Annotated in this window: 21 protein-coding genes; 12 read left to right on the forward strand and 9 right to left on the reverse strand. The window is 69.9% G+C overall.

Translation table 11 applies throughout. From position 1 onward, the window contains the following. A complete protein-coding gene (locus tag BLT23_RS37925) occupies positions 1-483 on the reverse strand; it encodes an SRPBCC domain-containing protein (RefSeq protein WP_176947134.1) in 483 nt (160 codons plus the stop codon). Positions 484-646: 163 nt separating this feature from the next. Between BLT23_RS37925 and BLT23_RS37930 the strand changes: the two genes are divergently transcribed. The 3 genes from BLT23_RS37930 to BLT23_RS37940 all read left to right on the forward strand — a co-directional run bounded on the left by BLT23_RS37930 (position 647) and on the right by BLT23_RS37940 (position 4,087). Beyond that, a complete protein-coding gene (locus BLT23_RS37930) occupies positions 647-1,072 on the forward strand; it encodes a nuclear transport factor 2 family protein (protein ID WP_218134004.1) in 426 nt (141 codons plus the stop codon). Positions 1,073-1,096: 24 nt separating this feature from the next. After that, on the forward strand, positions 1,097-2,176 hold the full coding sequence (locus BLT23_RS37935) for an acyl-CoA dehydrogenase family protein (protein ID WP_090059863.1): 1,080 nt from the start codon (positions 1,097-1,099) through the stop codon (positions 2,174-2,176). A gap of 159 nt (positions 2,177-2,335) precedes the next feature. Continuing rightward, positions 2,336-4,087, forward strand: a complete 1,752-nt coding sequence (locus tag BLT23_RS37940) for a DHA2 family efflux MFS transporter permease subunit (protein ID WP_090059865.1) — start codon at positions 2,336-2,338, stop codon at positions 4,085-4,087. Positions 4,088-4,204: 117 nt separating this feature from the next. Here BLT23_RS37940 and BLT23_RS37945 read toward each other — a convergent pair whose 3' ends face one another. Next, positions 4,205-4,678 carry a hypothetical protein gene (locus tag BLT23_RS37945; protein ID WP_090059867.1) on the reverse strand — a complete coding sequence of 158 codons (474 nt, stop codon included), beginning with the start codon at positions 4,676-4,678 and terminating at the stop codon, positions 4,205-4,207. Between the two features lie 141 nt (positions 4,679-4,819). Between BLT23_RS37945 and BLT23_RS37950 the strand changes: the two genes are divergently transcribed. After that, entirely contained in the window at positions 4,820-6,298 is a 1,479-nt protein-coding gene (locus BLT23_RS37950; protein WP_090059869.1) for an amino acid adenylation domain-containing protein, read from the forward strand. Positions 6,299-6,567: 269 nt separating this feature from the next. Here the strand turns inward: BLT23_RS37950 and BLT23_RS37955 are convergent, their stop codons facing one another. Together BLT23_RS37955 and BLT23_RS37960 are read right to left on the reverse strand one after the other, a co-directional pair. Then, complete coding sequence (locus tag BLT23_RS37955) at positions 6,568-7,608, reverse strand: ketoacyl-ACP synthase III family protein (protein ID WP_090059871.1); 1,041 nt, start codon at positions 7,606-7,608, stop codon at positions 6,568-6,570. Between the two features lie 9 nt (positions 7,609-7,617). Next, on the reverse strand, positions 7,618-7,842 hold the full coding sequence (locus tag BLT23_RS37960; RefSeq protein ID WP_090059873.1) for an acyl carrier protein: 225 nt from the start codon (positions 7,840-7,842) through the stop codon (positions 7,618-7,620). Between the two features lie 173 nt (positions 7,843-8,015). On the opposite strand from BLT23_RS37960, the gene BLT23_RS37965 reads away from it, so the two are divergent. Then, positions 8,016-8,462, forward strand: coding sequence for a hypothetical protein (locus BLT23_RS37965; protein ID WP_090059875.1), 447 nt, complete (start codon positions 8,016-8,018; stop codon positions 8,460-8,462). Between the two features lie 53 nt (positions 8,463-8,515). On the opposite strand, the gene BLT23_RS37970 is transcribed toward BLT23_RS37965, so the two are convergent. Beyond that, on the reverse strand, positions 8,516-9,352 hold the full coding sequence (locus BLT23_RS37970) for an NAD(P)H-binding protein (RefSeq protein ID WP_090059877.1): 837 nt from the start codon (positions 9,350-9,352) through the stop codon (positions 8,516-8,518). 140 nt (positions 9,353-9,492) lie between these two features. On the opposite strand from BLT23_RS37970, the gene BLT23_RS37975 reads away from it, so the two are divergent. Next, on the forward strand, positions 9,493-10,701 hold the full coding sequence (locus tag BLT23_RS37975) for a cytochrome P450 (RefSeq protein WP_143036189.1): 1,209 nt from the start codon (positions 9,493-9,495) through the stop codon (positions 10,699-10,701). A 55-nt stretch (positions 10,702-10,756) separates the two neighbouring features. Here the strand turns inward: BLT23_RS37975 and BLT23_RS37980 are convergent, their stop codons facing one another. Both BLT23_RS37980 and BLT23_RS37985 read right to left on the reverse strand, forming a co-directional pair. Beyond that, the gene (locus BLT23_RS37980) at positions 10,757-12,163 is read right to left on the reverse strand and encodes an MFS transporter (RefSeq protein ID WP_090059881.1); all 1,407 of its coding nucleotides are present in this window, start codon (positions 12,161-12,163) and stop codon (positions 10,757-10,759) included. Beyond that, entirely contained in the window at positions 12,163-13,284 is a 1,122-nt protein-coding gene (locus BLT23_RS37985; RefSeq protein ID WP_090059883.1) for an epoxide hydrolase family protein, read from the reverse strand. Before BLT23_RS37985 ends, BLT23_RS37980 begins: the two co-directional genes overlap by 1 nt. Positions 13,285-13,402: 118 nt before the next feature. Here BLT23_RS37985 and BLT23_RS37990 point away from each other — a divergent pair, with 118 nt between their 5' ends. Both BLT23_RS37990 and BLT23_RS37995 read left to right on the forward strand, forming a co-directional pair. After that, a complete protein-coding gene (locus BLT23_RS37990; RefSeq protein WP_090059885.1) occupies positions 13,403-14,617 on the forward strand; it encodes a cytochrome P450 in 1,215 nt (404 codons plus the stop codon). A gap of 12 nt (positions 14,618-14,629) precedes the next feature. Beyond that, positions 14,630-15,637, forward strand: coding sequence for an MDR family NADP-dependent oxidoreductase (locus tag BLT23_RS37995; protein WP_090059887.1), 1,008 nt, complete (start codon positions 14,630-14,632; stop codon positions 15,635-15,637). Positions 15,638-15,687: 50 nt separating this feature from the next. Here BLT23_RS37995 and BLT23_RS38000 read toward each other — a convergent pair whose 3' ends face one another. Beyond that, the gene (locus tag BLT23_RS38000) at positions 15,688-16,017 is read right to left on the reverse strand and encodes a hypothetical protein (protein ID WP_090059889.1); all 330 of its coding nucleotides are present in this window, start codon (positions 16,015-16,017) and stop codon (positions 15,688-15,690) included. A 99-nt stretch (positions 16,018-16,116) separates the two neighbouring features. On the opposite strand from BLT23_RS38000, the gene BLT23_RS38005 reads away from it, so the two are divergent. Then, a complete protein-coding gene (locus BLT23_RS38005; protein WP_090059891.1) occupies positions 16,117-16,875 on the forward strand; it encodes an SDR family NAD(P)-dependent oxidoreductase in 759 nt (252 codons plus the stop codon). 30 nt (positions 16,876-16,905) lie between these two features. After that, positions 16,906-18,135: a cytochrome P450 gene (locus tag BLT23_RS38010; protein ID WP_090059893.1), complete on the forward strand. Its 1,230-nt coding sequence runs from the start codon at positions 16,906-16,908 to the stop codon at positions 18,133-18,135. A gap of 74 nt (positions 18,136-18,209) precedes the next feature. Here BLT23_RS38010 and BLT23_RS38015 read toward each other — a convergent pair whose 3' ends face one another. Beyond that, positions 18,210-19,628 (reverse strand): alpha/beta fold hydrolase, encoded by a 1,419-nt coding sequence (locus tag BLT23_RS38015; protein WP_176947135.1) that lies wholly within the window; start codon positions 19,626-19,628, stop codon positions 18,210-18,212. A 175-nt stretch (positions 19,629-19,803) separates the two neighbouring features. On the opposite strand from BLT23_RS38015, the gene BLT23_RS38020 reads away from it, so the two are divergent. Together BLT23_RS38020 and BLT23_RS38025 are read left to right on the forward strand one after the other, a co-directional pair. Further along, entirely contained in the window at positions 19,804-20,127 is a 324-nt protein-coding gene (locus BLT23_RS38020) for a 2Fe-2S iron-sulfur cluster-binding protein (RefSeq protein ID WP_090059896.1), read from the forward strand. Positions 20,128-20,157: 30 nt separating this feature from the next. Continuing rightward, complete coding sequence (locus BLT23_RS38025) at positions 20,158-20,937, forward strand: SDR family NAD(P)-dependent oxidoreductase (RefSeq protein WP_090059898.1); 780 nt, start codon at positions 20,158-20,160, stop codon at positions 20,935-20,937. The last annotated feature ends 1 nt before the right edge of the window (position 20,938 follow it).

Consider the following 20,938-nt stretch of genomic DNA (forward strand, 5'->3'; position numbering starts at 1 on the left):
TCAGGCGGCCTTGGGGATGTGCCTGTCCACCACGGCGGCGTACTTCTCCAGCGTCTCGCCGGGCGACGGGCCGTCGAGCGCCTTGTGGATGCCCTCGGCGATCTCGCCGTGGCGGTGCAGGTCCGCGTGGGTCAGCGTGACCTTCGTCGTCGTGGGGCCGACCGCCTCGAAGTCCACCTTGATGAACGACGCGTGCTCGTCCTCGAAGATCGGCTGCCAGTAGGGGCCGACCCGCCACGTCATGACGAGGCGCTTCGGCGGCTCCCACTCGGTGATCGTGCCCCAGGCGATCTCCTCGCCGTCGGCGCCGCGCTCGAAGTAGCGCCCGCCGACGAACGGCTCGATCGTGATGGCCTGCCGGTCCTTCACGAACACGTGCGACTCCGGCCACCACTCGATCGGCCGTTCCGCGAAGATCGCGAACGCCTGCTCGATCGTCGCCTCGACCGTCACCGACTTGGCGACATCGGGAGTTGAGGCCATGGGGCCCTCCTCGCGTGTGATTGGGGGGTGATGTCGCCTCAGACCGTGCCGGGCGCGTCTCGACCTCACCTGGAAGCGCGGTCGAACCAGGACGGCTCGACCGGATGTCCAGCGCCCGCGCCCACATTGGCGGCTAGCGAAACCGGCAGACCGAGGAGTTGTCGTGTCCCCTGTCAATGTTGCGGTCCACATCGAGGTCCAGACGTTCTACGCCCAGCAGATGCGGCTGCTCGACGCGTTGGACGTGGAGGGCTACGCCCAGACGTTCACCGAGGACGGGGTCACCGACCACGCCCACCGCGGCGAGAAGGTCGAGGGCCGTGCCGCCCTGGTCGCCGGCGCCAGCGCCGCGCTGCCGCGGTACAAGGGCGTCGCCGTGCGCCACTGGAACGACCACTACCTGATCGACGAGGTCGACGAGAACACGCTGAACGTCAGCTACGCCTCGCTCGTCACGCGCACGACCGCCGAGGGCGTCGTGAGCTTCGAGCCGACCTTCTCCATCGAGGACGTGCTCGTCCGGATCGAGGGCAAGCTCTACACGAAGTCCCGCACCATCCACCGCGACCTGCCCGTTCAGGCTGCGTGAGCACGTTCGCCGGGAGGTGACGAGGTGACTGAACGAAACGTCGGGCTGGCTACCGCGGCGGAGAAGGTGAAGCTGGTCGCCGCCGAGCACGCGGCACGGGCCGACGCCACCCGCAAGCTCGCCCCCGAGGTCGTGGAGACACTGCGCGAGGCCGGGTTCGCGCGGCACTTCGTCGCGGCCGCGCGCGGCGGCTCGGAGGGGACCTTCGCCGAGCTGACCGAGGCGGTCCTGCTGGCGGGCCAGGGCTGCGCCTCCACCGCGTGGTGCGCGTCGCTGGCCGCCTACTCCGCCCGGTTCGCGGGCCTGCTGCCGGAGGCGGGCCACGACGTGCTCTGGGAGCACGGCCCCGACACGTTCGTCGTGACGGCGTTGCCGCCCATGGGCAAGGGCACCGCGGTCGACGGCGGCTACCGGGTCAACGGCCGGTGGGCCTACGTCAGCGGCGTCGACTTCGCCGACTGGGCGCTGCTGTGCGGCACCGTCGGCGACGAGGCCCGCTTCTTCGCGTTGCCGCGCAGGGACTTCACCGTGCTGGAGACTTGGGACAGCGTCGGCATGAAGGCCACGAGCAGCCATTCGGTGGTCGTGGACGACGTCTTCGTGCCCGCCCACCTGACGTTCACCCGCGCGGACATGGTCACCGGGACCAGCTGGTCACCGGTGGCGAGCCACAACGTCCCCTTCCAGGCGGTCGGCGGCCTCACGTTCGCCGCTCCGGCCGTCGGCGCGGGGATGGGAGCGCTCGACGCCTGCGTCTCGGTGCTGTCGGGGAAGAAGCAGTCCGTGACGTCCGCGGTCGACCTGGTCCGCGCGTCCGCCCAGGTCGAGTCGGCGAGGCTGCTCGTGGAGCAGAACGCCGGGGTGCTCGACGACCGCGAGTTCACCCCGGCCGCGATGGCGCGCAACGAGCGCAACGTCGTCTACGCGGCCGAGGTCCTGGTCGACGCGGCCGGCGGCCTGGTGCGGGCCGCCGGTACCAGCGGGCTCGCGGAAGGCGGTGCGCTGCAACGGTTCTGGCGTGACGTGGTGAGCAGCTCCAGCCACATCGCGCTGCGGTACGAGACCGCGGCCGTGCGCACCTATCCGGCGTCGCTGTACGGCTGACCCGCAACAGCAAGGCCCTGGTGTCCTCCCTCCCGGCACCAGGGCCTTCGGCGTGCCCGTCACGCTCCGCCGCGGCCTGACCGGGACTCAAGCGGAGGGGACCACCCTGGGGGCTCGACCGGCAGTCGCTTTGTCAGGCAAGTCATTTGAGGAGAAATCGTGACCTCCACCAACACCAACCCCGACCTGGAGTCGCCACCGGCGACTGCCGCTGCGCAGGCGGCTCAGGTCGTTGACGCGCCCGCGGCGGACCCGCGCCGCTGGATCGCGTTCATCATCATGACCGTCGCGACGTTCATGGACATGCTGGACGGCAGCATCGTCAACGTCGCGCTCCCCGCGATCCAGCACGGCATGGGCGCGAGCTTCGTGCAGCTGCAGTGGATCACCGCAGGCTACGTCTTCGCGTTCGCCCTCACGCTGATCACCGGCGGGCGGCTCGGCGACATCTACGGCCGCCGCCGCATGTTCCAGCTCGGCGTGCTCGGCTTCGTCGTCACGTCGTTCCTGTGCGGCATCGCGGTCAACCCGGAGATGCTCGTCATCTCCCGTCTCGCCCAGGGCCTCGCGGCCGGCCTGATGGTCCCGCAGGTCATGTCGATCATCCACGTCACCTTCCCCGACAAGGAGAAGGGCGTCGTCTTCGCGGTCCAGGGCACCATCGGCGGTCTCGCCGCCACGATCGCCCCGCTCGTCGGCGGCCTGCTGGTCGCGTGGAACGTCTTCGGGTGGGACTGGCGGACCATCTTCCTGGTCAACGTCCCGATCGGCCTGATCGGCTACACGCTGGGCTGGAAGTACATCAACGAGTCCAAGGCCCCGTCGCGCATCCGCCTCGACCTCATCGGCGTCGCCCTCGCGACCGTCAGCCTCACGGCCCTGCTGTTCCCGCTGACCTTCGGCCGCGAGCTGCACTGGCCGGCGTGGGGCTTCGTGCTGATGGCCGCCTCGGTGCTGGGCTTCATCGGCTTCGTCGCCTACGAGCGCGCCAAGCAGCGCCGTGACGGCATGCCGCTGGTCCCGCTCAGCCTGTTCAAGTCCCGCAGCTTCTCCGCGGCCCTCGCGCTGATGCTCGGCATGTTCTCCTTCACCGGCATGTTCATGCTGGCCCTGTACCTGTACCTGCAGGAGGGCCTGGGCTTCTCGCCGCTGCGCACCGGTGTCACCCTGCTCGCGTTCTGCATCGGCGCCTTCATCACCGCGTCGGCCTCGGTCGTCGCACTGGTGCCGAAGTTCGGCCGCGCGGTGCTGCAGGTCGGCGCCGTCGTGATCGCCGTCGGTGTCGCCGTGCTGCTGTTCTCGGTCAGCCCGGACATCACCAGCTGGGGCCTCGTGCCCGGCCTGCTGCTCATCGGTCTCGGCTTCGGCATGACGGCCACCCCGATCGCGCTGTTCGCACTGCAGGAGGTGCCGCACCAGGACGCGGGTGCGGCGTCGGGCCTGATCAACACCAAGCAGCAGCTCGGTTTCGCGGTCGGCATCTCGGTCGTGACGCTCGCGTTCTTCGCGCCGCTGGCCTCCCACGGCGCGAGCAACGTGGAGTCGCTGACGCCGCAGTTCCGCCAGGAGCTGGTGGCGGCCGGTGTCGCCGACGCCCGTGCCGACGAGCTGGCCGGCGCGTTCAGCACCTGCTCGGTGAGCTCGTTCGCCGGCACCCCGGAGACCGGGGCGGCCGCGTGCGCCGCGGTGCAGAACGACCCGCAGGCCAAGGCCCTCGCCGAGAAGTACTCGCACGAGGCCGCGGGCAGCTCCTTCACGGACGCGTTCCGCACCACGCTGTACGTCGGCTTCGGCTTCGCCGCGCTGGCGCTGCTGCTGGCCTCCTTCCTGCCTCGCTGGCTGAAGCAGGAGGAGTGGGGCGCTCCCGCCGAGGACGCCGCGGGGGACGCTGAGGAGCCTGCGAAGGCGTAGTCGTCATCCGCTGGAAACCCCGAGGCCCCAGGCGATCAGCCTGGGGCCTCGGTGCGTGTCCCGGGTGCGCGAGAAGGCCCCTCGCGCTCGCGAGGGGCCTTCCGGGGGCGTGCCGCCTCAGATGCGGAACGCGGCGCCCTCGACGTCGACGGGGCCCACCCACGGGCTGCCGTCGCTGAAGTCGATGTAGGTGTGCGCCTTGGTGCTGAACTTCTTCTTGTTCGGGCTGATCTTGCCGAGGTGGCTCGCGTTGATCGAGCCGACCGGGTTGCCGTTCTCGTCGCGGTGCGAGTGGTGGGTGATCCAGAAGCTGAACTGGCCGTCCTTCTGCGCGGTCCAGACGCCCCGGCCCTCCAGCTGGTCCGGGTAGCCCGGCTTCGTTTCGCAGTGCAGCTGGTAGTCGGCGGTGAAGTCGCAGAACAGCGGCGTGAGCAGCGGCGGCTCCTCGATGTGGATGGTCACCGTGAGGTCCCAGCGGCCGACGAGCGCGTTCTCGTAGTTCGGTTTGGCGGTGGCACCAGCGGCGGCGACGACGGGGAGTGCCAGCGCGGCGGCGGCCACGGCGGCCAGTGCCTTCTTGCGGACGTTCATGGGGATGCGCCTCCGGTACAGGTGGGCAGCGGACGCGCTGAGTGTTGTTCGAGCAGCTCAAACACCCCTGTAGCGCCAGTTGTGACCCGAGGGGACTTCGAGGCGGGTTGCGGAGGATGGGCGAAATGAGAGGAGCTGGGCATGTCTGCATCGGTGACCGACGCGTTCCGCTGCCGGGCGGCCAGGACGCCCGACGCGGTGGCGCTCTCCGCTGACCAGGGCTCGGTGAGCTACGCCGGGCTGGACCGGTGGTCCGACGAGTTCGCGGGCGAGCTCGTGGCCGCGGGCGTGCGTCCCGGCGACCGGGTGGCGGTGTGCCTCGACCGCTCACCGCAGCTGGTCGTGGCGCTGCTCGCGGTGCTCAAGGCAGGGGCGGCCTACGTGCCGATCGACCGGGAGGACCCGGAGTCGCGCGTCTCGATGATGCTCACCGACGCCGAGGTGTCCGTGGTCGTCGGCCAGTTCCTCGCCGGGTACACGACGCTGAAGGTGCCGCCGCCGACCGGACGTTCCACTGTGGACCTCCCGCAGGTGACGGGGGAGGACCTCGCCTACCTGATGTACACGTCGGGTTCGACCGGCAGGCCGAAGTCCGTGATGGTGGAGCACCGCAACATCACGAACCTGGTCACCGCGCCGAACTACGTCGCCGTCACCGCCCAGGACCGGATCCTCCAGCTCGCGCCCGTCGCGTTCGACGCGGCCACGTTCGAGATCTGGGGCGCGCTGCTCAACGGCGCCAGCCTGGTGCTCGCCCCGCCCGGCGTCGTGCAGGCGGAGGAGCTCGGCGACCTGTTGCGCGCCAACGACATCAGCGTCCTGTGGCTCACCGCGGCGTTGTTCCACCGGCAGATCGACGTCGACGTCAGCGCGTTCAAGGGCCTGCACACCGTACTCGCCGGAGGTGACGTGTTGTCGGTGCCGCACGTGCGGGCGTTGCGGGAGGCCGTGCCGGAGCTGCAGATCGTCAACGGCTACGGCCCGACCGAGACCACCACGTTCGCGACCTGCCACCGCATCGGCGCCGGCGAGGAGCTCTCCGGCACCATCCCGATCGGGTCGCCGCTGCAGAACGTCGAGGTCGTGGTCGTCGACGCGGAGGGCAAGCCGGTCCCGGCCGGGACGGCGGGGGAGCTGTGGATCGGCGGCGCCCAGGTGTCGCGCGGCTACTGGAAGCGGCCCGACCTCACCGAGGAGAAGTTCGTCCGCGGCGGCTGGGACGGCGCGCGCTACTACCGCACCGGCGACCAGGCACGTCGCCGCGCGGACGGGGTCGTCGAGTTCCTGGGCCGGATGGACGACCAGTTCAAGCTGCGCGGTTTCCGCATCGAGCCGGGCGAGGTCGAGAACGCGCTGACCGAGCACCCGCAGGTGCGGGCGGCGGCGGTCGGCGTCCGCACGCACCCGAGCGGTGACCGGCGGCTCGTCGCGTGGGTCGTGAAAGCGGGCGAGGAGCTGGACAAGCGGGCGCTGCGGGCGCACATGCGCGCGACGACGCCGGAGCACATGGTGCCGGCCGGGTTCGTCGTGGTGGACGAGCTGCCGATCACCGGCAACGGCAAGACCGACCGCAAGGCGCTGCCGGAACCGGACTGGAGCTCGAAGTCGCTCTACGTGTGAGGCAGCGGAAAGAGGCGGGCCCCGCGGGCCCGCCTCTTTCGCTTCTCCGAGCGTCTCACCAGCGGCTCTGTTCCGCTGCCGACCGTCGCGCGCTCTCTCCCGCGTGTCACCCAGCCGGGCGATACCAATGCCCGTGCGTGACGTGGCTATAGGACGCGGGGTCCCCGCGTTCGACTGGACGGAACGTAGGGCCCCCGCGTACCCGGCGGGAAACACGAAAGGGAGTTGCGAACGGGGTGAGGCGTTACGGACAGCACTTCTGGAAGTGCTCAGACCCAGGACGGCACTTCGAGGATCTCGATCACCGCGGCGGTCCAGACGTAGCCCGCGCCGGAGGACTGCAGGACGACCAGGTCACCCGGCTTCGGGTCGCGGTCGGCGAGCACGTGGTCGAGGCCGATCGCGAGGTCCGCGGTGCCGACCATGCTGTACTGCTTGGCCCAGTCGTAGGTCGTGGAAGCGCGGTCGACCCCCAGGAGACCGCAGATGCCGTGCGTCACGATGGTCTCGGCGAGCTGCTGGTGTAGGAAGAACCGGGCGTCCTGGAGCTCGACGTCCGCCTCGTAGAGCGCCATCTTGAGCGAGTGCCGCACGCCGCCGCCGATGCGCGCGATCATGTCGTCGAGGTCGACGTCACCGTTGCGCAGGAAGTCCTCGACGCCGCTGTTGAGCTGCAGGGTCCTGCCGTCCGCGAACGGTCCGGTGGTCCACTCCGCGTAGCCGCGCGACATCTGCTCCAGCGTCGAGTCGGAGTGCGAGTGGATCGAGCGGACGCGGGCGAAGCCCGAGCGGTTGGACAGCACGAACGCGCCGGCACCGTCGCCGTTGACGTTCTGCTCCTCCGACGCCCACCGGTCGAAGTACGGCAGGTGGAACGCGTCGCCCGCGGTCACCAGTGCGGCGGTCGAGTCGCGGTGCGCCGAGAGGTAGGAGGCCGCCAGGTCCACCGCGGCCATGAAACCGTTGCAGCCCTGCTTGACCTCGAACGCGGGACCGGAGCCGCCGACGGTGCCGGCCTGCACGTAGCTCGCCGGGGTCCACAGGTCGAGCCCCTGGTGCGACAGGGAGGCGTGCACGGTCAGGCCGAAGTCGAGCGGGTTCAGGCCGGACCGCTCCACCGCCTGGACGCCCGCCTTCACCGCCATGACGGGGCCGGTCTCACCGGGGGCGGCGACGCGCAGCTCCCGGTAGCCGTTCATGGCCTTCTTCTCTTCCGTGTACCGGCCGGCCGCGATGGCGTCGTCCACCGTCTCGACCTGCTCGGGCAGATATGTGCCCACACCGGCGATGTACAGGTCATTCCACCGCATCTCGAACTCCTAGGCTGCCTGGTCCAGCTGTCTGGCGACGGCGCGCGCCGTCGGGTCCTCGTAGAAGCTGCGCAACGGGACGCGGACGCCGTACCGCTCGTGGACCTGCTTGACGAGCTTCGACGCCAGCAGCGAATGGCCCCCCAGGTCGAAGAAGTGGTCGTCGGGCTCGATCCCCGGCACCCCGAGCACCTCCCCGAACAGCGCGCAGAGCTCTGTCTCCCGATCGGTCACGGCGTCCTCCCTGTCAGCCCTCTGAGTAAAGAAAACTGTGGGATACGCGGGTCGAGATGGGCTCGTGCCGGAGCGGACAGCCGCGCGTTCGAGCCGTTCTGCGGCCGTTCTCCGGGGAGGTCCTCCACGGTTGCGCGCGTCGTCGCCCGCAACCGGAGCATGGAGCTGTGCAGATGAAGACGTTCACCTCGAAACGACCGACCTTTCCCGTCCGGCTGGGAGCCGTGACGGCGGTGGCGCTGCTCGCGCTGGCCGGGACCGCCGGTGCGACGACGTGCACGCCGGTCGGGAACTGGACGGGCCACGTGACCCGCACCGACGGCGACCACCCGACGACGTTGTCCTTCAAGGCCAACGGAAGCGTGTTCATCACCAACGAGCAGAACACGACCACGAAGGGCTCTTGGTGGCCGACCGGGACCAACAAGTTCCACTTCCGGTTCCGCGGCGAGAAGATCTACGACGAGAACGGCGCCTACTTCGCCTACGTCGACTTCGACCAGGACGCCGTCCAAAGTGGACCGAACAGCGTCACCAGCGCCGGCCCGTCGACGTTCTTCCTCGCCGACGGCACGGACCTGGGCACGTCGACCGTGTCCTTCACGCTGACCAGGGGGTGAGGGCACTGTCGGTGCCAGACGGGCCGCCGCTCCGTCCGGCACCGGCAGTGCGGTCACGCGAGGAACGAGGCGTGCTCCTCCACCCACTGGCGGAACGTGCGGGCCGGCTTGCCGGTGATGCGTTCGGCGGTGGCGCTGGTGTCGGCGACGACGCCGACGGCGGCCTCCCACTGGTTGAGCAACGAGGTGAGCACGGGAGGAGGCACGAAGTTGCTCATCTGAGCCTCGCCCTCCTCACGGGTCAGGCCGTTGATGACGAGGTCGCGGCCGAGCACCTCGCCGACGATCTCCAGCTCGCGCCGGAACGTGAGCGACTCGGGGCCGGTGAGGTCGACGACCTCGTCCTCCAGCCTCTTCTCGGTGAGCGCGACGACCGCCACGTCGGCGATGTCGTCCTCGTGCACCGGCGCCACCTGGGCCTCGGGGAAGACCTGGTCGATGGTGTCGCCCGCCTGCAGCGAGTGGCTCCAGCCGAACGCGTTGCTCATGAAGGCGCCGGGTCGCAGGATCGTGTGGGTGAGGCCGGAGGCCACCACGGCGTCCTCGACGACCTTGTGGTGGTGGGCCAGCGGGTCCTCGTCGGCGCCGGGCAGGCCGACGGTGTTGGAGGACAGCAGGACGATCCGCTCGACGCCGGCCTTGTCGGCCTCGTCCAGGAACGGCACGATCCCGTCCGGCTCCGCGTAGAGCAGGACCCTGGAGACACCGGCGAGGGCCGCGACGAAGGTCTCCGGGTCGTTGAGGTCGAGGGCGACGGTCTCCACACCTTCGGGGACGTCGAGCTCCGCCGGGTTCCTGCCGGAAGCGCGGAGGCTGTGACCCGCCGCGTAGAGCCGCTGGAGCACGCGACGGCCGACGTTGCCGCGCGCCCCGGTGACGAGGATGGTCATGGTGGATCTCCCGAACTGGGGTTTTCGCCTGATGGCTGATCACGCTCAGCGTCCACGTGGTCACTCGAACGGCACTAGACCGGGCTTCAGGCCACCGCCCTTACCGTGCGGAAACACCCCACGAGCGTGAGGAGCGCACGGTGGTTTCCTTTCCCGTACCCGGATCCGGCTACGCGGGTCCGGCACCGGAGTACGCCCGGTTCCGCGCGTCGAGCCCGGTCGTGCGCCTGCCCGCGGCGGGCGGCGGCCACTGCTGGGTCGCGACGACCCAGGACTCGGTCCGCGTGGTGCTCGACGACGTCCGGTTCTCCCGCGCGGCGTCCTACGAGCCGTCCGCGCCGACGTTCCCCGGTCTGTTCCAGGCACCACCCGGGATGATCATCTCGCTCGACCCGCCCGCGCACACCCGGCTGCGCGACCTCGCCTCACAGGCGTTCTCGGCCGACCTGATCGAGTCCATGCGACCGGGAATCGAGCGGCTGGTGGGAGAGTTGCTGGACAGGGCAGGCGAGGAGGCGCTGGAGGGACCCGTCGACCTGCTGGGCCGCTTCACGTTCCCGCTGGCGATCATCGCGATCAGCGACCTGCTCGGGGTGCCCGCCGCCGAGCGGGACACGTTCGCCCGCCTGATCAGGGAGTTCGCCGCCGTGGACGCCCCCGAGGTCGCCGCCGCGGCCGGGGAGCGGCTCGGCGAGTACATGGCGGCGCTGGTGTTCGCGAAGATGGCGGAGCCCGGCGACGACGTGCTGTCCGCGCTGACCAGGGCGCGGGTCGGCGACGACCGGCTGGAGCCGGGCGAGCTGATCGGCCTCGGGTACACGCTGCTCGGCGCCGGCGGCGACTCGACGGCGTGCCACCTGGCCAGCTCGGTCCTCACCCTGCTCGGGCACCACCGCGACACGTGGCTGCGGCTCGGGGAGCACCCCGAGGAGGTGCCCGCGGCCGTGGAGGAGCTGCTGCGCTGGATCTCGTTGTCCACCAACGACACCACCGGCCTGCCGCGGATCGCGCTGGAGGACGTGACGCTGTTCGGCGTCACGATTCCCAAGGGTGACGCGGTGTTCGTGTCGACGACCTCGGCGAACCGCGACGAGACGGTGTTCCCCGACCCCGACACGCTCGACTTCGGGCGGCGCGACAACGCGCACATCGCGTTCGGGTACGGCATCCACCGCTGCCTCGGCGCCCCGCTCGCCCGCATCGAGCTGACCACCGCGGTCGAGGAGCTGACCCGGCGCTTCCCGGCCGCGCGGCTCGCGGTCGCGGAGGAGGACCTGGAGTGGCACCCCACCGACATGAACCACCGGCTGGCCGCGCTGCCGGTCGACCTGCACGGCAAAGGTTTCTGAACGTGCAAAGAGGAGCGGCCCCGGTGCGCACCGGGGCCGCTCCTCTTCGTACGGGTTACTTCTTGCGCGGCACGGCGAGTGCCGCCAGCGCGCCGCAGAAGGTGAAGACGCCGGCGCCGAACAACGCGAGCCCGTAGCCGGAGCCGAGCGAGTGCTGCAACGGCTGGCCGTCGGCGAGCAGCGAGTCCGCCCGGGCCGACGACATGGTCGCGAGGACGACCAGGCCGATCGCGCTGCCCATCTGCCGGATCGTGTTGAGCAGACCGGACGCGAGACCCGCCTGTTCGCGCGGCACCCCGGACGTGGCGGCGTTCGTCGTCGCGTTCAGCACCGCGCCCATTCCCAGACCCAGCAACATCGACGGCACGAGGATCGAGCCGGTGAACGTCGACGTCTCGTCCGCTGTGGACAGCCAGAACAGCCCGGCGGTGGCTGAAAGCAGGCCGCCGATCAGCACGGGACGCGGACCGATCTTCGGCACGAGCCGCGCCACGCCGAACCCGCCGAGCGCGATGCCGATCGACAGCGGCAGGTAGCCGAGGCCGGTCTGCAACGGGCTGAAGCCCATCACCTGCTGCAACACCAGGGTGAGGAAGTAGAAGGTGCTGAACAGCGCGGCGATCGCGAAGAACGCCACGACGTTCGCGGCGGTCACCGCGCGGTTGCGGAAGATGCCGAGCGGCATCAGCGGGTGGGCCGAGACGGTCTGCTGGTGCAGGAACAGCGCGAACAGCACGACGGCGAGCACCAGCGACCCGCTGACCTGCCAGTGGGCCCAGCCCAGCTCGTGCGACTGCGCGATGCCGTAGACCAGCGCCATCAGGCCGATCGTCACGGTGATCGCGCCCGGCACGTCGAGTCCCTTGCGGCCGCCGAAGCTCTGCGTCTCCGGCACGGCGCCGCGGATCATGGCCACGAGCGCGATGCCGAGCGGCACGTTGATCAGCAGCACCCAGCGCCAGCCGAGCGACTCGGTGACGACGCCGCCGAGCAGCACGCCGACCGCGCCCGCGGACCCGGACACCGCGCTCCAGTAGCCGAACGCCTTCGCGCGGGCACCGGGGTCGGTGAACGTGGTGCCGAGGACGGTGAGCGACGCCGGTGCCATGACCGCCGCGCCGAGGCCCTGGAAGCCGCGGGCGGCGATCAGCGTGCCGGGCGAGGTCGCCATGCCGCCGACGGCGCTCGCGACGGTGAACAGGGCCGCGCCGAACAGGAACACGCGGCGTTGCCCGAAGAGGTCGGCGAGCCGCCCGCCCAGCAGCAGGAAGCCGCACACCGCGATCGTGTAGGCGCTGTTGACCCACTGCAGGTCGTGCCGCTCGAACCGGAGCTCCTCGAAGATCGAGGGCAGCGCCACGTTCATGACCGACGCGTCGAGCACGTTCATGAACTGCGCCAGGCAGCAGACGGCCAGCACCATCCCGAGCCGGGTGGCCGGCTTGCCGATCGTGGCCGTCATCAGCGCACCAGCCGGAAGAACGCCCGCAGCTCCTCGACGAGCACCGCCGGGTTCTCCAGCGCCGGGAAGTGGCCTCCGGACGGCATCTCCCGCCAGTAGCGCAGGTCGGTGAACCGGTGCTCGGCCCACGGCTTGGGCATCCGCGCGTCGGCCGGGAACACCGAGAAGCCCGTCGGCACGCCGACCTGCGTCAGCGGCGACTTGTTGTAGCTCTCCCAGTACAGGCGGGCCGACGACGCGGCGGTGGCGGTGAACCAGCACACCGAGACCATGTCGAGGATGCGGTCCCGCGGGATGACCTTCTCCGCGTCGCCGTCGTGGTCGCTCCAGGACCAGTACTTCTCACCGGCCCAGCCGAGCTGGCCGATCGGCGAGTCGGTGAGGCCGTAGGCGAGCGACTGGGGCTTGGTCGACTGCACCGCCGCGTACGCGGACTCCTTGGCCGCGAACTCCTTCAGCGCGCCGAGACCCTGGTAGTCCTGTTGGGACAGTTGCACCTCGCCCTCCGGCGCGGACGCGAACGGCATGACGAGGTGGATCGCCTCGACGTGCTCCGGCGCGATGTGGCCGAGGATGCCGGTGATGAACGAGCCCCAGTCGTTGCCGTGCGCGTAGAACTTGTCGTAGCCCACGCGGCCCATCAGCGTGACGAACGCCTGCGCGATCCGCTCCAGCGTCCAGCCGGTTCCGGTCGGCTTGTCGCTGAACCCGTAGCCGGGCAACGAGGGCGCGACGACGTGGAACGCGTCGGCCGGGTCCGGCGGGTTCGTCAGCGGCTCGATCACGTCGAGGAACTCGGCGACCGACCCGGGCCAGCCGTGCGTCAGCAGCAACGGGCGGGCGTCCGCGTGCGGGGAGCGCGCGTGCAGGAAGTGGATGCCGACGCCGTCGATCTCGGTCTTGAACTGCGGGACCGCGTTGAGCCGCGCCTCGGTGGCGCGCCAGTCGTAGACGTCTGCCCAGTACGCGGCCAGGTCCTTCGCATAAGCCAGCGGCATGCCCTGCGACCAGTCGTCCACGGTCTCCGCGTCCGGCCACCTGGTCGCTGCCAGCCGCCGCTTGAGGTCCGCCAGTTCGGAGTCGGGAACCTCGACCCGGAACGGCACGAGTGCAGTGTCCATGGCGCGAAGGTAGGGACGGGGCCTCGACTTCCGGTCGACATCCAGGTTTCGAGCGGCTTTCGAGGTGCGCGGGGCACCGTTCCCGTCCAGAGCAGATCCCCGCACCCGGAGGTGTCCCGTGCTGCCCCTTGGACTGGACGAGGAGTTCCCGTTCACCGGCTCCTCCTACCGCGGCCCGGACCCGAAGTACGCGACGCTGCGCGCCGAGTGCCCGGTCGCGAAGGTGCCGACCAGTTCGGGCACGCCGACGTGGGTGGTCACGAAGTACGAGGACGTCCGCAGCGGTCTCGCGGACCCGCGGCTGAGCCGCGCCCTGACGTGCGCCGAGGGCGCCCCCACGGTCGGTGGCGCGATGACCACGACGCCCGAGATGATCATCTCGCTGGACGGCTCCGAGCACTCCCGGCTGCGCAAGCTGGTGATGGGCGCGTTCACCGTCCGCAAGGTCGAGGCGATGCGCGCGGGCGTGCAGAAGGTCTGCGACGAGCTGCTGGACGCCGTCGAGGCCGCGGGCGGGCCGGTGAACCTCGTCGAGGCGTTGTGCGTGCCGTTGCCGCTCACGATCATCGGTGACCTGCTCGGCGTGCCGACCGAGGACCTGAAGATCTTCGAGCAGGACGCGCGGGCGTTCGCCACGTTCGACGAGAACGACCCCGAGGCGCCGATGCGGGCGTTCGGGCGGCTCGCCGGGTACGTGATGGGCCTGATCGCCCAGAAGCGCGCGAACCCCGGCCAGGACATGCTGTCCGACCTGATCTCCGCGCGCGACAACGACGACAAGCTGAGCGAGCAGGAGCTGGTGACGTTCGCGTTCACCCTCATCGGCGCCGGCTTCGACACCGCCGCGAACCAGATCTCCAACTCGGTGCTCGCGCTGCTGCACGACCACCCGGACACGTGGAAGCGGCTCGTCGCCGACCCGGCGCTGATCCCCGCGGCCGTCGAGGAGCTGCTGCGGCACGTCAACCTCTTCGCCACCGACACCACCGGCTTCCACCGCATCGCGGCCGAGGACATGGAGCTCGGCGGGCGGAAGATCGCCAAGGGCGACGCCGTGTTCTTCGTGCTGTCGTCGGCCAACCGCGACTCCGACGTCTTCGAGAACGCCGACGCGCTCGACATCGACCGCGCGCACAACCCGCACATCGCGTTCGGGCACGGCGTGCACTACTGCCTCGGCAAGCAGCTGGGGCGCATGGAGATGGCGATCGCCATCGAGGGCCTGACCCGCCGCTTCCCCGACCTGCGGCTCGCCGTGCCGTACGAGGACCTGCGGTGGCACCAGGGCGAGATCAACCACTCACTCGTCACGTTCCCCGTCACCTGGGGCTAGAGAAGGAGAGCCATGAGCATCCCCGAGAAGCAGTGGGAGGTCAGGCTCGCCAAGCACGTCGAGGACGACCTGACCCTCGAGCACTTCGACGTCGTCGAGGTGGCCGTCCCGGAACCCGGTGACGGCGAGGTGTTGGTGCGCGTCGACTACGTGTCGGTGGCCGCCGCCTTCAAGGACTTCATGAGGTCCGACTGCCCGATCCCCGGCGTGCCGCCGTGGAAAGTCGGCGAGCCCGCCGGTGCCGGTGGCGTCGGCACCGTGGTCAAGTCGAACAGTCCCGACCTGGCCGTCGGCGACCTGGTGCAGTCGTTCGGGCCGTGGCAGGAGTACTGGTCGGGACCCGCGCAGCAGTTCATCAAGCAGAACCCGCAGTACGTGCCGTCGCCGGTCTACTTCCTGTCGCAGGGACCGACGGCCTACTACGGCATGGCGACCATCGCGCAGGCCGGTGAGGGCGACGTCGTGTTCGTCACCGGTGCCGCCGGTGGCGTCGGGTCGCTCGCCGGTCAGATCGCGAAGGCCCGCGGTGCCAAGGTGATCGGCTCGGCCGGCAGCCAGGCCAAGGTCGACTGGCTGGTGAACGAGCTCGGGTTCGACGCCGCGTTCAACTACAAGGACGGCCCGGTGGCCGACCGGCTGCGCGAGCTCGCCCCGGACGGCATCAGCGTGTTCTTCGACAACGTGGGCGGCGAGCAGTTCGAGGCCGCGTTGCAGGCGGCCCGCCCGCACGCCCGGTTCGCGTTGTGCGGCGCGCTGTCGAGCCAGACGGGGGCGGCGGAGCACCCGCGGTTCGACCTGATGACGGCCATCACGAAGCACCTGGAGATCCGCCCGTTCGCCTGCTACCACCTGCCGGAGCAGATCCAGAACTGGGTGGTCCACTTCGGACAGTGGCTGCAGGAGGGCAAGTTCGTCTTCCCGCACACGATCGTCGAGGGCGGGGTCAAGGCGGCGCCGCAGGCGTTGCTGTCACTGCTGACCGGTGCCTACACCGGCAACGTGACGGTCAAGTTCTCCTGACGCGCGCACGGTGGAGAAGGGGGCGCCTCCGGCGCCCCCTTCGAGGTGTCTCAGCCCAGCCGCTGCGCGACGATGCTGATCGCGGCCTCGCGCGCCGTCGTGCCGTTCGCCAGGCGCACCACCGCGTTCCCGCTGCTGACGAACTCGTCGCCGCGCAGCACGGCCTCCTGGGCGATCTCGATCGTGCCAGGAGTTCCCACCAGCTCCTCGAGGATCCGATAGCTGAACGTGTCGGGACCGGTCGGCGTCCACGTGCCGGATCCCCTTCCACCCACGACGAGCAACGCGGAGCCGTCACGGGCGAACTCGAGCTCGCTCACCGTGGCGCCGCCGGGCCTGCCGACCCGTGCGCGCCACCTTCCCACCGCCAGGGTTCCCATGCCTCCGATGGTTTCCGCCCGACCTAGACCTGGACTCAAGGGTCACCGAGCAGGGTGGGGACCGACTGCCTAACCGAGTGGAGAGAAGCTGGAGGCGTCATGTCGGACGCACCATTTGCCGGACAGCAGGTCGTCGTGACGGGTGGGGGAACCGGCATCGGCCGCGCGGCGGCGCTGGCGTTCGCCGACCTCGGCGCGTCGAACGTGATCATCACCGGCCGCCGGGAGAACCGGCTCACCGAGGTCGTCGCGCTGCACCCCGCGATCACCGCCGTCGTCGCCGACGTGACGACCGCGGAGGGCGCGGAGAAGGTGGCCGACGCCGTGAAACTGGGTGGCGGCAGGGTCGACGTGCTGGTGCACAACGCCGGCATCTTCCGCTTCACCCCGGTCGCCGCCTTCGACCTCGGCACGGCCCGCGACGTGCTGGAGACCAACCTGGTCGGCCCGCTGGTGCTGACCGCCGCGCTGCTGCCGAAGATGACTTCGCCCGGCGGCAGCATCGTGTTCGTCTCCAGCAACGCGGGCCACATCGCCGTCCCGAACGGCGGTGTGTACGCGGCCAGCAAGGCCGCGGTGGACAGCCTCGTGCGCAGCTGGGCGATGGAGCTGGCACCGCGGGGAATCCGCGTCAACGCCGTCGCACCCGCCGCGGTGCGCACGGAGGTCTACGCGTCCAACGGGCTGAGCCCCGAGGAGGTCGAGGGCTACTTCGGCTTCCAGGCGTCGCGGACGCCGCTGGGGCGCACCGGCGAGGTCGACGACGTCGTCCCGTGGATCACCCGCTTCGCCGAGCCCGCGAGCTCGTGGGTGACCGGTCAGATCATCACGCTCGATGGCGGCGCTGACCTGGCGTGAGCCAACTTCTCGACTAGGAGGAAGACCCAGATGACCAGCACCGCCGAGCCGGGTGTGGACACGTTCCCGTACAAGCGCACCTGCCCGTTCACGCCGCCCGCCCAGTACACGCAGATGGCAGAGGAGGACGTCGTCGAGGTGACGCTGACCGGGTCCGGTCTGCGGATCTGGACGATCAGCGGCTACCACACGATCAAGCAGATCCTGACGGACCCGCGGATCAGCGCGTCGCGCAAGCACGCGAACTTCCCGTTCTACTTCATCGCGCCGCCGGAGTTCCGCACCGAGACGTCGTTCATCGGCTACGACAACCCGGAGCACACCAAGACCCGGCGCAAGGCGGCGGTGACGTTCACCAACCGCCAGGTGAAGCGGCTGCGCGGACGCATCCAGGAGATCGTCGACGAGTACATCGACAAGATCCTGACGATGACGCCGCCGATCGACTTCCACCGCGAGTTCTCGCTCGCGGTCCCGATGACGGTCATCTGCGAGCTGCTCGGCATCCCGCAGGACGAGCACGACTTCTTCATCGAGCACGGCACCTGCCTGCTCGGCGGCCACTCGACGCCGGAGCAGCGCCAGGCCGCGATCGTCGAGGTGAACGCCTACGTCGACAAGCTGATCACGTTGAAGGAGAAGGAGCCCGGCGAGGACCTGCTCAGCCGCGCGATGGCGGAGTACGCCGCGTCCGGCGAGGAGTACACGCGCCGCGACCTGTTCAACATGATCCGCCTGCTGATGAACGGCGGCCACGAGACCACGGCCTCGATGCTGTCGCTCGGCACCGCCGCCCTGCTGGAGAACCCCGACCAGCTCAAGCTGCTGCTCGACGACCCCGAGGGCATGATCGAGCCGGCCGTCGAGGAGCTGGTGCGCCTCGCGACCATCGGTGACACCGCCATCCCGCGCGTCGCGCTGGAGGACATCGAGATCGCGGGCAAGACCATCAAGGCGGGCGACGGCATCCTGTGCCTGGGCCTGAACGGCAACCGCGACCCGGAGATCTTCCCGGAGCCGGAGAAGCTGATCCTGGAGCGCGGCACCCGCAAGCACCTCGGGTTCGGCCACGGCCTGCACCACTGCATCGGTGCCGACCTCGCGCGCCTGGAGATGCAGCTGGTGTGGACGACGCTGTTCCAGCGCATCCCGTCGCTGCGCCTGGCGAAGCCGTTCCTGGAGATCCCGCGCAAGGAGGGCGCCGTGATCTACGGCCTCTGGGAGCTGCCGGTCACCTGGGACCTGCCCGCGGAGGACTGAGGTCCGCGACGAGAAGAGGCCCCGCTCGATGCGAGCGGGGCCTCTTCTCGTTGGTGCGCAAGGCTTTCGGTGGTTCAGTCCTTCGGGATGTCCGGGCGCTGGACGTGACCGGGGACCGTGACGCGGTCCTGCTCGGGGAGGACGCCGTCGACCAGGTAGTCGTCGACGAGCGCGTCGAGGACCTCGTTGCCCGCCAGCCCGTACACCTCGTGGTCACCGGAGTCCTCGATGACGACGAGCGGGTGCCCGAGCAGCTCGGCCAGCACCACGCCACCTTCGTAGCGGTCCATCGGGTCGCCGTCGGCCTGCACGACGAGTCCCTTGGGATACCCGGGCTGCGCGAGCTTCGTCGGCGGTTCGAGGCTCTCGAACGTCCGGAACGCGCCTACCCACGGCTGGGCGCGGAGAACGCCGTAGCCGTACGGGTGCTTCGCCCGGTGCCGGCGGACGTCGGCGTAGTAGACCTCCAGGTCCTGCGGCCAGTAGGTCTCCAGCGTGATGGCCTCCAGCACGCCGACGCGCAGGTCGCCCTCCTGGTCCTGCGGCCGCCACGTGCCCTGCCCGACGATCAGCGTGCGGGCCTTGTCGAGGTTGCCGTCGTCGAGCGCCGTGCCGAGGTCGCCGATCAGGTAGCCGAGCGAGTCCCACTGGGCCCGGTCCGTCGCCCGCGTGCCGACCGCGCCGTCGAGCAACGTCCGCAGGTGGACCTGCTCCTGGTCATCGAGCTTCGCGACGACCTTCTCGATCTCGGCGATGACGTCGTCCGCGGTCGTGCCGAGGTGGAAGTGCCCGTTCCGGTCGGCCGTCCACTTCGCCCACAGCTCGACGTTGCGGTAGACCGCCTCCGCCTGCGTGACGAACTGCTCGCGCCACGTCCACTGTGGATTGATGCACGAGTCGAGCACGGTGCGGTCGAGGTTCTCCGGGAACATCGTCCCGTACACGGCACCGACGTACGTGCCGTACGCGTACCCGACGAACGAGATCTTCTCCTCGCCGAGCACACCGCGGATGACGTCCATGTCCCGCGCGGTGTTGCGCGTGGTGATGTGCGGGCGCAGCTCGCCGCCGGCCTTCTGGCAGCCGAGCTCGCGCAGCCGCATGTCCTCGGCCAGCTGCTCGAACAGCGAGTCCGGCGGCCGCGAGTCGAACGGCGCCTTGGGGATCGTGACCTCGCTGTAGAGCTTGGTCGACTCCCCGTACCCGCGCGGGTCGAACCCGATGAGGTCGTAGGCGGTCCTGACGCGCGCGCCGAGCCGCTTGACCAGTCCGAGACCGTCGCCGCCGTCGCCACCGGGACCGCCGTTGACGGCGAGCAGGACACCGCGCCGCTTGGCGGGGTCCGTCGCCTTGAGGCGGGCGAGCGCGATGGTCAGCTTGGGGCCGTCCGGGTCGGAGTAGTCGCGTGGCACGACGACCGTCGCGCGTTCAAGGCCGTCCTCGAACGGCGGTGACCAGTTCACCTGCTGGTCGTAGAACTCCTTGAGGGGCACGGTGGAACCTCCGCGTGTGGGTGTGCGCCGACACCGCAGCGTCGCAACCCGGGCTCGAATGCGTCTGGACCCCTTGCCGTGCGCAGGAAGCTCAAGGTGGTCTCCACCACGTGCAAAGCGCCGCCCCCCAAGGTGAACGACGTCCGGCGAGCCGCAGATCCGTGGGAGAACTGCCATGCCAAAGATCACTTACGTAGCGCACGACGGGGTAGAGACCGTTGTCGACGTTGCCCAGGACGACACCGTGATGCGCGGCGCGGTTCTCAACGGCATCAAGGGAATCGTCGCCCAGTGCGGCGGCGGGGCTTCGTGCGGCACGTGCCACGTCTACGTCGACCCCGAGAACACCAAGCCGCTGTCGCAGATGCACCAGGTCGAGGACGAGCTGCTCTACTTCACGGCCTGCGAGCGCAAGGAGAACAGCCGGCTGAGCTGCCAGATCCCGGTGACCGAGGAGCAGGACGGGCTCATCGTGCACATGCCCGAGAAGCAGCTCTGACCCGAGAAGCAACTCCGAGGAGAGAACAAGATGAGTCAGCGACGGGTCGCCCTGGTCACGGGCGCCACCAGTGGTATCGGTCTCGAGGTCGCACGCAGCCTCGGCAAGGAGGGACACGCGGTCTTCGTCGTGGCCCGCAACGCCGAGAACGTCCAGACGACGGTGAAGCAGCTCCGTGAAGAGGGCTACGAGGCCGACGGCGCGGCGACGGACGTGACGTCCACAGAGGACATCAAGCAGGCCGTGCAGAAGGCGGTCGACGTCTTCGGGCCGATCGAGATCCTCGTCAACAACGCGGGCAGGGGTGGCGGTGGCATCACCGCCGAGCTGGACGAGAACCTCTGGCTCGACGTCATCGACACCAACCTCAACGGCGTCTTCCGCTTCACCAAAGAGGTGCTGAGCACCGGCAAGATGGTGGAGCAGAGCTGGGGCCGCATCATCAACATCGCCTCCACCGGCGGCAAGCAGGGCGTCGTGTTCGCCGCGCCTTACTCGGCGTCCAAGCACGGCGTCGTCGGCTTCACCAAGGCCGTCGGCATCGAGCTCGCGAAGTCCGGCATCACCGTCAACGCGGTGTGCCCCGGCTACGTCGAGACGCCGATGGCGGGCCGGGTGCGCCAGGGGTACGCGAACCACTGGGGCGTCACGGAAGAAGAGGTCCTGGAGAAGTTCAACGCCAAGATCCCGCTGGGCCGGTACAGCACGCCGGAAGAGGTCGCCGGTCTCGTGACTTACCTGACCACGGACACCGCGTCCTCGATCACCGCGCAGGCGCTCAACGTCTGCGGCGGGCTGGGCAACTACTGAC

Source organism: Lentzea fradiae (assembly GCF_900100955.1).
GTDB classification, from domain to species: Bacteria; Actinomycetota; Actinomycetes; order Mycobacteriales; family Pseudonocardiaceae; genus Lentzea; species Lentzea fradiae.